Genomic DNA, 12309 nt, shown 5'->3' with positions numbered 1-12309 from the left:
CGTATTCAACGGCATGTGCCCCAGCGGCGACAAGACAATTTGCCGAGAATGCGTTGTATAGTGTTAACAGGCGGTTAACTACGGTTTGGGTCCCCCGCGGGCAGTGGCGGACAGCAACCGGCCGGGTGTCAGGCGGGCGTTCCGGCGCGGGTGCGCATCGCCGCCGCGAAGCGCTCGAACAGGTAGTAGCTGTCTTGCGGTCCGGGGCTTGCCTCGGGGTGATACTGCACAGAAAACACCGGGCGGTCCTCCATCCGGATCCCGCAATTCGACCCGTCGAACAGGGACACATGGGTTTCCCTGACACCGGTCGGCAAGGTCTGGCTGTCGACGGTGAATCCATGGTTCATGGAGGTGATTTCCACCTTGCCCGTTTCCAGATCCTTGACCGGATGATTGGCCCCGTGATGGCCGTGGTTCATCTTGATCGTCCGGGCTCCAAGCGCGAGGGCAAGCATCTGATGGCCGAGGCAGATGCCGAAAACCGGCAGGTCGGCATCCAGCACGCCCCGGATCATCGGCACCGCATAGCGACCGGTCGCCGCCGGATCGCCGGGACCGTTCGAAAGGAAAACGCCGTCGGGCGACTGCGCAAGCACATCCTCCGCGGTTGCGCTGGCCGGCATCACGGTCACCTCGCAGCCCGCCGAGGCCAGACAGCGCAGGATGTTGCGTTTGGCCCCGTAGTCGATCGCCACCACTTTGGGGCCCGGTTCAGTCCGCCGTGTGTAGCCTTCGGGCCAGGCCCAGCGCTTTTCGTCCCAGCGATAGGATTGGGCGCAGGTCACATCCTTGGCCAGATCCAGCCCCTCCAGCCCCGCGAAGCCGCGGGCGGCGGCCACCAGGGCCTCCAGATCGAACTTGCCCTCCGGGTCATGGGCGAGCGCCACATGGGGCGCGCCCTGCTGCCGGATCGCACGGGTCAGCCGCCGGGTGTCGACACCGCCGATGCAGATCCGCCCCTGCCGTGCCAGCCAGCCGGTCAGCTCAGCCTCCGCGCGCCAGTTCGACGGCTCGGTGGGATCCCATTTCACCACCATCCCGGCGGCGACGGGGGTGCCGGTTTCATCGTCCTCGGCGGTGACGCCGGTATTGCCGATATGGGGAAAGGTGAAGGTCACGATCTGCCCCGCATAGGACGGGTCGGTCATGATTTCCTGATATCCGGTCATCGCGGTGTTGAAGCAGAGTTCCGCCACCGTCTGCCCTGTGGCCCCGAACCCGCGCCCGTAAAACACGGTGCCGTCTGCAAGCACCAGGCAGGCTGTGGCATGGTCGGGCATGGGGCGACTCCATCAACAGGGGCTTGGGAAAAGTCGCGGCACAGTATGGGCGCGCCCATCCGGGGTCAAGCAGGCAAGGGGTGTTGTTGCGGCGCGGCAGATGACCTATCTAACACCCCTTGGGAAACCACAGGGACATGGGATCAACATGCCACTCAGAGAGCGGATCAATACCGGATTGAAAGAGGCGATGCGCGAAAAGGACGCCATCCGGCTGTCCACGCTGCGTCTGATCAATGCCGCGATCAAGGATCAGGACATCAACGCGCGCGCCAAGGGCAATGCGGATGGCGTGGACGACAGCGAGGTTCTTGCGATTCTGGGCAAGATGGTCAAACAGCGTCAGGAAAGCGCGCGGGCCTACGAGGAGGGTGGACGTCTGGAACTGGCGGAGAAGGAACTGAACGAGATCAAGGTGATCGAGGATTTCCTGCCGCGCCAGCTGAGCGAGGAAGAGGTGGCCAAGGCGGTCGACGAGGCCGTGGCCGAGGTCGGGGCGGACAGCATCCGCGACATGGGCAAGGTCATGGGTCTTCTGAAGTCCAGATACACCGGCCAGATGGATTTCGGCAGCGTCGGCCCTGCCGTGAAGGCGCGGCTGGGATAACGTCGGCCACGATCGGCTGCGCCCGAATGCCTTCGAAGAGGCGCGACAGGTGGCCATCGGGACCGGCGACCAACGAAGCGCCGGTGCCTGACCTCTTCTTCGGTGCGCCTCTACCGGTGGGTTTCGGCTGGGATGAAGGCGCGCGCCTGACCGTCGGCCTATCGGTCGGGCAGCGGCTGCACCGCGGGGGCCTTGGTTTGGATGGTCTGGCTGCGGCCATGAAGCGGATTAGGCGGCTGAGAGGGCGGCCCGTAGGTGTGCCCGGTGCCGGTCTGGGCAGATCATGATTTCCGCGTCGCCCGGAGTAGCGTCCCCAAAAACCCCTCTTTGCGGCGTTTCTGCCGGCAGGTGAAGCCCGGAACGTCACGCTGAAACGCTTTCACCCGGCGTGCGTTCTAGACGGCGAATTCCGGGATCAAGACCGCGCTCATGACGCGCGAAGCTCCCGCTCCAGCCTGGCTTTCAGCGCGACCCGTTCACCGGGCGTCAGGAACGCGCCTAGCTCGACCTCCCGACTGCCGCCGCTGAGCGTGACGTAATTCGGGACCGGGCCGCCTCTCGCATGCAGGTTCACCCGGACCCAGTATGGGTTGGCCTCCCAGTCGCGGGGCGGACGGCGGGGTTCGACCCGTTCCAGCCGGATCAGATCGTCCCACAGCACCAGTTCCTCATACACGGCGCGATCCCGCCAGGAGCGCTTGAGCGCCGCCCAGATCGCGGCCACCGTACCAAGTATGAAGGGCAGCAGGCCCCAGAAGAGCGACGTGCCGATGACCGCCAGAAGCGGCAGGCAGATCAGCGAGGCGGTCAGACCGATGAACCAGACGAAGCCGTCGGGCGTCAGCGAGCGGTAGGGGGTCAGCAGGATACGCAGGCGCGGCACCCCGTGGCCAGAACGCGAAAGGGCCCCGAAATCCTCCGGGGCCCCTGTATCGGCTGTGTCGATAAGAACCGGCATCGCGTCAGTGATGGGGTTGTTTGTCCCACATCTCGCGCGTGGGCAGTTCTTCGAACGTGTGTTCGGGCGGCGGATTGGGCAGGGTCCATTCCAGCGTGTCTGCATGTTCGCCCCAATAGGCCTTGTCTTCCACTTTCTTGCCGGCGCGGAGCGTGTAGAACACGATGCCGATGAAGAAGATGAACGAGGCAAACGAGATGAACGCACCGATCGAGCTGACATAGTTCCAGAGCGCGAAGGCATCTGGATAGTCGATGTACCGGCGCGGCATGCCCTGACGACCCAGGAAGTGCTGCGGGAAGAAGGTCAGGTTGGCGCCGATGAAGAACAGCCAGAAATGGATCTTGCCCATCAGTTCGGGGTATTGCCGCCCCGACATCTTGCCGATCCAGTAATAGATGGCCGCGAAGATGCCGAACACCGCGCCAAGGCTCATCACATAGTGGAAATGCGCCACGACATAATAGGTGTCGTGATATGCGCGGTCGACGCCTGCCTGCGACAAAACAATGCCGGTCACGCCGCCGAAGGTGAACAGGAAGATGAAGCCGATTGCGAAGAGCATGGGCGTCTTGAAGCTGATCGAGCCCTGCCACATCGTGGCGATCCAGGAGAAGATCTTGATGCCCGTGGGCACCGCGATCACCATCGTTGCCACCATGAAATAGGCCTGCTGTGTCAGCGTCATGCCCACCGTGTACATGTGGTGCGCCCAGACGACGAAGCCGAGACCGCCGATCGCCACCAGCGCGTAGACCATGGGGAGATAGCCGAAGATCGGCTTCTTGGAGAAGGTCGCGACCACATGGGAGATCACGCCGAAGGCCGGCAGAACGACGATATAGACCTCGGGGTGACCGAAGAACCAGAAGATATGCTGGAACAACACAGGGTCCCCGCCACCGGCCACATCGAAGAAGGTGGTGCCGAAGTTCCGGTCCGTCAGGAGCATGGTGATCGCGCCCGCCAGTACCGGCAGCGACAGCAGAAGCAGCCAGGCGGTGACGAAGATCGACCATGCGAACAGCGGCACCTTGTGCAGCGTCATGCCCGGCGCGCGCATGTTCAGGAAGGTGGTGATGAAGTTGATCGCCCCCAGAATGGACGATGCGCCCGAGACATGGATCGCGAAGATCGCGAAGTCGACCGCGCGTGACGTTGGGGCATCCTGCCAGCTGAGCGGCGGATAGAAGGTCCAGCCGGGCCCTGCGCCACCATCAACGAAGACGGCACAGAACGCGAGCGCGGTGCCGGCCACATAAAGCCAGTAGCTGAGGTTGTTCAGGCGCGGGAAAGCCATGTCGGGCGCGCCGATCATCAGCGGCATGAAATAGTTGCCGAAGCCGCCGAAAAGCGCGGGAATGACCACGAAGAACATCATCAGCACGCCATGGCCGGTGATCAGCACGTTCCACAGATGCCCGTCAGGGGTGCATTCGCCCTCCGCCGCGGCGCTGAGGATCCGCGCGCCTTCGGTACACATGTACTGCACACCCGGCTCCATCAACTCCAGCCGCATGTAGACGGTGAAGGCAACCGATATCAGCCCGACGAAGCCCGCCGTGAAGAGGTAGAGAACCCCGATGTCCTTATGATTGGTGGACATGAACCACCGGGTGAAAAACCCCGGCCGCTCGTGATCATGTCCGGAAATGGCGGCGTCAGCCATATCACGCTCCCTGTTCAGCTTGTGCGTCGTGGCAAAGGGGTCTGGCCACCCTGCCATGCGTTCCTTCCGGCTGTTCTAGTGCCGCATCCTGCGGCGTGCAATGCGGAAACTGGGGGCCGCGGGTGGGAAAAATTGCCTCAGCACGTCGTCGGCGTGTTTAGGTCCAAATAGTTAACAGAAGCGTAATAGCGCCCGCGACGGGAAGCAGCGCCACCAGAGCCCACAGCCCGTCGCGCGTGATCATCGCCAGACCCATCAGGCAGATCGCCGCGGCGAGCAGCGACGAGGAGAAGGGCACAAGCTCCAGAAGCGGCATGGCCAGCCCGCAAATGGCGCAGGCCAGTTGCAGCAGGCTCAGCATCGGCTGCCTTGTCAGAAAGCCGAGCCGGCGGCCGCTGTGACGATCGAGCCAGCGCGCGGGCCGGTGCAGGCGCTCCATCGCGGTTCTGAGCCCTTTGGTGCCGACGCTGCGGCGCAGGAGCCAGCCCGGCAGCCAGAGATGGCGGCGGTGTCCGAGCATCTGGATCGAAACCAGAAAAATCATGATGCCGCAAATGCTTGGCAGAATTGGGATGCCGGACAAAGGAGAAACGACAATCACCGCCGGGATCAGCAGCGCGGGCAGAAATCCGGCATTTCCGAAGGCGGCGAGCATGTCGCGGACGCTGACCTCCTCAGCGTCGCAAAGCGACAGGACGTCATCGACGATTTCCGTCATGCTGGACGGGGGCGGTCGCAGGGGCGAATCTGTAATGTCAGACGGAGGCATGCTCGGGCCAGTTTGGAAACCGACCCGCAATCTAGCGCGAGTCCGGGTCAGGGACCATGCCGGATCGGCGTGTCAGCGGTAGGACCAGCTTTCATAAACGGCCGGCAGCGCGCCGGCGGTCAGGTTCGCGGGCCTGATATCCTCCACCAGTCCGGCGATGGTGACGCCCAGCACGATGCTCAGCCCGGCCATGGCCGCCACCAGCAGCCGCACCTCGACCCAGTCATCCCGGTCGACCCTGCTATCCTGGCTTTTTGCAGGAATGTTGGTGTCGCGCATCATTACGTTTTCCTTTCGCCACTCCGAAAGAATAGAACCAATTTATAAACAAGTTACTTACAGTTTTTCGGACATCGGCGGGAGGCACACATCGCACCGAGGCGGATCTGGGCGGCAGCCTGCCGGGGATCAGCGGAAACATGCCTTGGGGGTGCCGTCCGGCGGGGCGAACAGACCGGAAACGGACCTGTGGGCGGCAGGGACGGGGCGGTGCCCGGCCCCTGCGCGCGGCCCTCAGCCCTCGCTGGTGGGGAAGGCCGCGGCGAAGGTGCGTTTCAACGCCACATCCACATCGTCCATCGTGACCGGCAGACCCAGATCCACAAGGCTGGTCACCCCATGGCCGGTGATGCCGCAGGGCACGATCCCATCGAAATGGCTCAGATCCGGCTCCACATTGATCGACAGGCCATGAAAGCTTACCCATTTCCGGATGCGCAGGCCGACCGCGGCGATCTTGTCCTCCCGCGGGGTGCCATCGGGCAGCGCCGGTTTCTCGGGCCTGTCCACCCAGACGCCGACCCGGCCGGGGCGGCGCGCACCGGTGACGTTGAACTCGGCCAGTGTGGCGATCACCCAATCCTCGATGTGGCAGACGAACTGCCGCACATCGCGACCGCGCCGGTTGAGGTCGAGCATGACATAAGCCACACGCTGGCCCGGCCCGTGATAGGTGTATTGCCCGCCCCGCCGTGTCGCGTAGACGGGAAACCGGTCGGGCGCCAGCAGGTCGGCGGGTCTGGCCGATGTGCCCGCGGTGTAAAGCGGCGGATGTTCCAGCAGCCAGATCGCTTCGCCTGCGCGTCCGTCGGCGATGGCGGCGACGCGCGCCTCCATCTCGGACAGTGCCGTGTCATATGCCACCAGCCCCTGGGATGTCAGCCATTCGACCATGTGTTCTATCTGGGCAGAAGCCCGGCCTCCCGGATCGCGGGCAGATTGGCCCGGCTGACGGGAATGTCATCGCCATGGCGCATCGTCAAGCGGGCACGGTCCCCCTCGCGGGCGGCGGTCCGCACCTGATCCAGCGCGATCCAGTGCGAGCGATGCACCCGAAGCCCGGGCGTTTCGCCCACCTCCCGGATCGCATCCGAAAGCCGCAGCAGCACCATTTCCTCGCCTTTCGCGGTGCGGATGCGGACGTAGTGATCCTCCACCGAGAGCGCGACGAGCGGCCCGCGCTTGTGAAGGGGCAGCCGCTCAAGGATCGGCGCGGGGGCGGGCGCCACCTCCTGCCGGCCAGCCGGGCCCCCGACAAGATCGAGCACGACGGTGACGATCAGCGCGATGGCGATGATGGTGCCGGCAAATTCCGGCATCTCGCCCATTTCAGGCACATGTCCGAAGGTCGCGGCATTCATCGCGATCACCACCAGCATCACGCCGATCCCGGTGAACAGCCCGATCACGCCAAGTAGCGGCCAGCGCGGCAGGTGATGCCGCAGCCGTGGCCAGAGCAACGCGGCCGACAGGACGCCCACCGAATAGGTCGCCACCACAAGAACCAGCCAATAGACCGTCCGTGGCAGGAGACGCAGCAGTTCATCGGTGTCGAACGGGCCGACCAGCCCAAGGATCGCTGCGATGCCCCCAAGAGCGGCCAGCGTCGCGGGATTGCCCAGATGGGTCCGCATTTCACGAAGCGCGGGATGCGGGGCGAGGTTGGTCACGAAATTCTCACGGGTCTTGCGAAATCCGAGTGGCAGCGGCGGGGGCCGCATGAGCATGACCTTGCCACCCGCCCAACCGCTTGCCAAGCAGAGAGATCGCACGATGAGTCTTGACCCGATCCTGAATGCCCCCGCCGAGGTGCAGGTCCATGTGCTGGCCGTCATTGCCGCCGTCACGCTTGGGCCCTTTGCGATCTATCGCCGCCGGCGCGACCGTGTGCACAAGATCCTCGGCTATCTGTGGGTTTCGGCCATGGCGGTTCTCGCCGGCTCCGGGCTGTTCATCGAAAGCGCCCTCTGGGCGATGCTGGGTCCCTTCGGGCCGATCCATCTGCTCTCGCTCTGGGTGCTCTACACGCTTTGGCGCGGGGTGCAGGCCGCACGGCGGCGCGATCCGGCCAAGCACAGCCTGACGATGCGGGAACTATATTGGCAGTCGTTGGGAATCGCCGGGCTCTTCACATTGCTGCCCGGGCGCCGGATCAACCGGGTCGTTTTTCCCGAAACTCCGGAGGTGGGTGGCGCCGTCGTGGTGCTGGGGGTTCTGACGATTGTCACCCTTGCGATAATCGGCCGGAAGCGGCGCGGCGGGACGACATGATCGATTGCGCTTTTTTGCCCTTCACAACCCCTGATCCCTCGGGTATTCAGCCGCGGCCTACCGGAGATCACGTGCGCTCGTGGCGGAATTGGTAGACGCGCAGCGTTGAGGTCGCTGTGGGGTAACTCCCGTGCGAGTTCGAGTCTCGCCGAGCGCACCATCTCGCTTTTTGGACTGTTAATTCCCGCTAACACCTTGAAAGGAAAGGTGAAAGTTGGAGTTCGATACACCCCTTCCGGGCTATACCTAAGGGGCTCCGCAAAGGCCAATCTGAGGACAGTTTGGCGCAGCGCATAACTCCCATTTTCATATAAGTACCAAGGACTTGAGAGAAATCTCAAGGTGAGTTCGATACAATCCTCCAGCCGTCCCTTTGGCGGCAGGATTTTATCGCGACGTTCATTCAGAATGATCCGCTGACGTTCAAGCTCATCGATCTTCGATTCATAGCGCTTTACGACGCTTGGATTGGTCGCCTCGATAACCCGATCCAATAGTTGGTCGATCTGTGCCTCGATGGCCTTGAGCTGTCGGCCAAGTTCATCCTTCGCGGCCTTCGCTTCAGCCAGCCTCATGTCCCACGCATCGCAAAGCATCGCCTTCGCCACTTTGAACAAGCTGGACGCAGGTTGCAGCTTCTTCATGATTTCTGCGAAGCCGTCTTCGATCTTTGTGCGTGGCACAGTTTTACTCTTGGCTTCGCAGCCACGCGTCACACAGAAGTAGTAGGGATAGTGCTTGTACTTACCTTTTGACCACGCCGCAGTCATCGCATTTCCGCAGCAATCGCAAAGAACATGTCCCCTGAGTGGGAAATCCTGATTAAAGTCTTTGCGCGCCGCAGGGCGGCGTTTCTTGCCTTCGATTGTGTCGAGGATTTGCTGATGGGTTTCGAATGAGATCAGGCCCTCATGCTTTCCCTTGCGCACGGAAATACCCCATTTGGGGGCTTCAACATATCCAGCGTAGACCACCTTTTTGAGAAGGCGGGTGACCGTCATCGGACGGAGCGTCCCGTCCTTTTTGTCTTTCGGGAAGTAAGGGTCGGCTTCCAAGAACCGCTGCACTTCGGCTTGCGAGCCGAAATGTCCGCTGGCGTAGCCTTCCAGCGCTTGCCGTACAACCGATGCCAACGGCTCGTCCGGCACGAGCCTCTTTCCCCCGCGCTCCTTGTCGGGAACGTATTTGTAGCCGACTGGAGCTCTAAAAACCCAGTAACCAAGCTCAACGCGTGCGCGGCTCTTTTGGCTGTTCTGACGCGCAATCTGCTCGCGCTCCATCTGACCAGCCGCAGCCATCATGACCTCGAAGAAGCGGCCTTCTGGCGTATCCTGAAACTCGAAGTTCAGACACTTGACGCGCGCGCCGCGCGTCGCGAGTTCGCGGCGCAGCTTGAGATGGAACTCCGTATCACGGGCAAAACGCTTCAGATCATCAAAGATCACGACATAAGGTTGGCCTTTCTTAGCATCGAGATAGGCCAGCATCGCGCGCATACCGGGGCGATCCATGAAGTCGCCGCCACCCGACACATCGTCGGGGAACACCATTTCGACGTCCCATCCGTTCTCTTCTGCGAACTTACGACACCGCTGTTCCTGGCTCTGCAAGCCCGAACCTTCGACGCGCTGCTTTACCGAGGACACACGACAGTAGATCAGCGCGGTTACATCGGTTTCGGGTTGGGTCTCAATGCATTCTACTGCCATGACTCATCTCTTTCTCGCACCCGTCTACAGCTCGGGTGCGCTTGGCTTTTCTGCGCTTTCGCTATGCCTTGATTGTACCTCAGTCGAATCCGAATTACCCGCAACATCAAGGGCATTCTCGACTTTTCCACAGGCCTGCTGGGTCGGATGGACCTGAAATCCCAACTCCACAAAACAGCTGACGATGACCCAGAGAGCTTCGATGACCTGACGGCGCTCGGCATCAGTCATTTCTGGATCATCAAGATATGCTTGGTAGCGTTCTACATCGACCTGAAGGCTCTTGTGCTGACCAGAAATGGCAGCACGTTCGACGGTTTCATGATTCCTGTTGTCTGTGTTCATGGCACAAGACCTCCTTTGCCGATGCAATGCGTTTGCATCGGGTGTGTCGTCTCGCCGTCGCTTGCGTGGGAAGTGGCTAGTGCGGCCCAATACTGGCCAAGCAAAAAGCCGATACTTCAATTCCAATTATAACACGCCCTTGCCCTGTAAGCCAAATTCACAGCGGCTTTCAGAGTTATGCGCGCTCGCGACGGCCTCCTATCTTTCCTGTTCAAAGCTCGACTTCGCGTGGCCTCCCAGCCGCGCGAAACTGTGTTGCGTCTCCAGATTTCGATGCGCTGATCCGAGGGATTGGCGCAGTTCTGCAATCCGCCGCTCATGTTCTTCTCGCCTCTCTGCGGCGAGATTTTCGGCACCGCGTGGCGGGGACGGTTGTTGTTCCGGCTCCGGCGTTGCACGAGCTCGCAAGCGCTGAAGTAGTTCAGCTCTCGAAGCAATGGCTGGGGACTCAGCCCCCAGCCGCCGAAACTCGCTCATCGGCTCCGATCACGGTTGCGCGTTCGGCGAGCAGGCTCCTCTTTCATTTCCTGCAAACGATCTTGCTCCCGGAGCTTTTGGATCGAACCGTAGGCCAGCTCGTCCAGCCGCGCGGCGCGCAAGAGATCACGTTCAGGAATTGCGTGCGTTCGCTTCCACTGGCCTTCCTGGTCCTGGTAGGAGCGCGAGCGCTGCGTGTTGTATGCAGTTCCGGTCTCGGTCTGCTTCTCCCAAATCGAGACTTCAATCGCGCCATCGCGCAACGTCTCGATGGGGCGATTCTTCGCTTCATCGTTCATCATGCTCTCCGTAGTTTTGGGCGAAAGCCCTCGACGTATTTCCATGTGCCTGAAGCATATTGCGGAAGATGCGCGAACTCGGGGGGTACGCGCTCAGTAATCACCCTTACGCTCCGGTTTCCGAAAGCCCGCCGCACAAGCATGCAGTCATAGGGCGGGTGGAATGGGTTAGGCAGAAACTTTCCGGCGAACTCCCGCCGTGTGAAATAAGGAATCTTTTCACCATAGATCGGGCGAAGGTTGTGGCCTGAAATGAAGAGGATTTGACGGTCGTCGGGCATGGCCAAGATTTCATCCGGCGTCATGAGCGGCCTTGATTGCTTCGCGCGATGCTCTTCGCCAAAGCGGTGCGAGCGCATGTTGTTCAATGCCCGGAACGGATCATCGCCATTCATAAAAGCCATGGCCGCGTTCACACGCTCGCGTCGCGCCGCTTCCTGTTTGAGAGTGTCGTCGAATTCGAGCGTTTCATGGCCGAGCATCTCAGAGATCATCTTGGCCGTGTTGTAGTCACGGACACCAAAGAACTGCCGCATGGCGGCGGAGCCCATGAAACCTTGCAGCGCAGGCTGGCCGAAGTTGCGGATGATCTGACCAATGTCCTGAAACAGCGCCCAGGCTTGAACACCGGCACCGCGACCAAATGTGAAGGCACGAAGAAGCGCTTCGAAGTGACCGAGTTGACCCGCCTCATCTGCAATCATGGCTATACGCGGCGCAGATGGCGCGCGGGACTTGTAGAGCAATTGCACGGTAAACATGACCCTGAGCAGCGGCCCCCAGAGTGAGACGTATTCTATGGGTACGACGATGAATACTGACGCAGGACGCGTCGGATCGCACATATCGGAAAACGAAAAGTCTGCGTGCTCCAGAGAAGCTTGAAGCATCGGGTCATCAAGGAAGTTCAAAGAAGCATAGAGTTCGCCGACGATACCGCCGAACTCGCGTGGGCTTTCCTGTTGTTTGGCAAGCATTTCGCCCGCCGTGCGGCGAACACCATCAATGCTTGAGGCCAGCATGAATTCTAGCATGTCGGCCCACGCGTTCGGATCGGTTTCGATGAGACCGATTGCTCGAAACAAACTGGGGAACGAGACATATCCGTCTCGTTCCACCAAAGCCTTCATAATGTTCTCAAGCCACTCCCGCGCGCGGAGCTCAAAGTAGCGTCCGTTAGAGGAATGGTTCACCGCGATCAGGCTTTCAGCGATGAACTTGCAGTCCGCGTGAAAGGCCGGGCTATCAAGGCGCAGGATATCGAGCGGCTGAACCCGATGCTGCGCGAGACCGTGCATTGCAGTCGGGTTCCAAATCCACACTGGGACGCCCGCCGACGCAAAGGCTAGAAGAGTAACGCTTACGATTTCTCCGCGCGGGTCGAGAACGAACATTCGTTGTGTTGAATTGGCCAGAATTGTGCTGGCCAATAGATCGCGCATCTTACCTGATCCGGCTCCCGCCACCGTGAGGAGCGGCGCGTCGGTGTTCAGCGACAGCGGACGCCCTTTAAGATACCCGATACGGTTGCCCTTGCCGTCCATGAGCCCACCACGTTTGGCGTCTTTGGGGCCGTCGAAACGCGCCGATCCGAAACGATCCTTCGTGTGGTCGAAATGCATGTTCATTTCCCTTCAACAAAA

12 protein-coding genes, 1 tRNA gene and 1 pseudogene are annotated in these 12309 nt (G+C 61.3%); 3 read left to right on the top strand and 11 right to left on the bottom strand.

All coding sequences use genetic code 11. The features are described 5' to 3' along the window. Positions 1 to 128: 128 nt before the first annotated feature. Positions 129 to 1283 (bottom strand): glutamine-hydrolyzing carbamoyl-phosphate synthase small subunit, encoded by a 1155-nt coding sequence (carA, locus tag D9R08_RS17270; RefSeq protein ID WP_121899319.1) that lies wholly within the window; start codon positions 1281 to 1283, stop codon positions 129 to 131. A 148-nt stretch (positions 1284 to 1431) separates the two neighbouring features. On the opposite strand from carA, the gene D9R08_RS17265 reads away from it, so the two are divergent. Next, the gene (locus tag D9R08_RS17265; protein ID WP_121899318.1) at positions 1432 to 1890 is read left to right on the top strand and encodes a GatB/YqeY domain-containing protein; all 459 of its coding nucleotides are present in this window, start codon (positions 1432 to 1434) and stop codon (positions 1888 to 1890) included. A gap of 427 nt (positions 1891 to 2317) precedes the next feature. On the opposite strand, the gene D9R08_RS17260 is transcribed toward D9R08_RS17265, so the two are convergent. The 6 genes from D9R08_RS17260 to D9R08_RS17235 all read right to left on the bottom strand — a co-directional run bounded on the left by D9R08_RS17260 (position 2318) and on the right by D9R08_RS17235 (position 7292). Then, a complete protein-coding gene (locus D9R08_RS17260; RefSeq protein ID WP_121899317.1) occupies positions 2318 to 2848 on the bottom strand; it encodes a DUF2244 domain-containing protein in 531 nt (176 codons plus the stop codon). Between the two features lie 4 nt (positions 2849 to 2852). Beyond that, positions 2853 to 4517 carry a cytochrome c oxidase subunit I gene (gene ctaD, locus D9R08_RS17255; RefSeq protein ID WP_121899316.1) on the bottom strand — a complete coding sequence of 555 codons (1665 nt, stop codon included), beginning with the start codon at positions 4515 to 4517 and terminating at the stop codon, positions 2853 to 2855. 157 nt (positions 4518 to 4674) lie between these two features. Continuing rightward, on the bottom strand, positions 4675 to 5235 hold the full coding sequence (locus D9R08_RS17250; protein ID WP_158599039.1) for an exopolysaccharide biosynthesis protein: 561 nt from the start codon (positions 5233 to 5235) through the stop codon (positions 4675 to 4677). Between the two features lie 123 nt (positions 5236 to 5358). Next, positions 5359 to 5565 (bottom strand): hypothetical protein, encoded by a 207-nt coding sequence (locus D9R08_RS17245; RefSeq protein WP_158599038.1) that lies wholly within the window; start codon positions 5563 to 5565, stop codon positions 5359 to 5361. Between the two features lie 234 nt (positions 5566 to 5799). Beyond that, positions 5800 to 6459, bottom strand: a complete 660-nt coding sequence (gene lipB, locus D9R08_RS17240) for a lipoyl(octanoyl) transferase LipB (protein WP_121899313.1) — start codon at positions 6457 to 6459, stop codon at positions 5800 to 5802. 5 nt (positions 6460 to 6464) lie between these two features. Next, positions 6465 to 7292, bottom strand: coding sequence for a LytTR family DNA-binding domain-containing protein (locus D9R08_RS17235; RefSeq protein ID WP_233557546.1), 828 nt, complete (start codon positions 7290 to 7292; stop codon positions 6465 to 6467). Positions 7293 to 7338: 46 nt separating this feature from the next. Between D9R08_RS17235 and D9R08_RS17230 the strand changes: the two genes are divergently transcribed. After that, positions 7339 to 7836, top strand: coding sequence for a DUF2306 domain-containing protein (locus tag D9R08_RS17230; protein ID WP_233557544.1), 498 nt, complete (start codon positions 7339 to 7341; stop codon positions 7834 to 7836). A 73-nt stretch (positions 7837 to 7909) separates the two neighbouring features. Next, positions 7910 to 7996 (top strand) — tRNA-Leu (locus D9R08_RS17225). A gap of 502 nt (positions 7997 to 8498) precedes the next feature. On the opposite strand, the pseudogene D9R08_RS19475 reads toward D9R08_RS17225, so the two are convergent. From D9R08_RS19475 to D9R08_RS17205, 4 genes and pseudogenes are all read right to left on the bottom strand, one after another. Next, positions 8499 to 9545: pseudogene (locus D9R08_RS19475) on the bottom strand (recombinase family protein); the annotation flags it as partial. A 24-nt stretch (positions 9546 to 9569) separates the two neighbouring features. Then, positions 9570 to 9890 carry a hypothetical protein gene (locus D9R08_RS18985; protein ID WP_147450725.1) on the bottom strand — a complete coding sequence of 107 codons (321 nt, stop codon included), beginning with the start codon at positions 9888 to 9890 and terminating at the stop codon, positions 9570 to 9572. A 473-nt stretch (positions 9891 to 10363) separates the two neighbouring features. Further along, entirely contained in the window at positions 10364 to 10666 is a 303-nt protein-coding gene (locus D9R08_RS17210) for a hypothetical protein (protein ID WP_147450724.1), read from the bottom strand. After that, the gene (locus tag D9R08_RS17205; RefSeq protein WP_199709422.1) at positions 10666 to 12294 is read right to left on the bottom strand and encodes a type IV secretory system conjugative DNA transfer family protein; all 1629 of its coding nucleotides are present in this window, start codon (positions 12292 to 12294) and stop codon (positions 10666 to 10668) included. Before D9R08_RS17205 ends, D9R08_RS17210 begins: the two co-directional genes overlap by 1 nt. Positions 12295 to 12309: the final 15 nt, after the last annotated feature.

Source organism: Rhodophyticola porphyridii (assembly GCF_003688285.1).
Taxonomy (GTDB): Bacteria; Pseudomonadota; Alphaproteobacteria; order Rhodobacterales; family Rhodobacteraceae; genus Rhodophyticola; species Rhodophyticola porphyridii.
The sequence above is the reverse complement of the archived record's forward strand: the minus strand, read 5'-3'. Positions and strand labels throughout refer to the sequence as shown.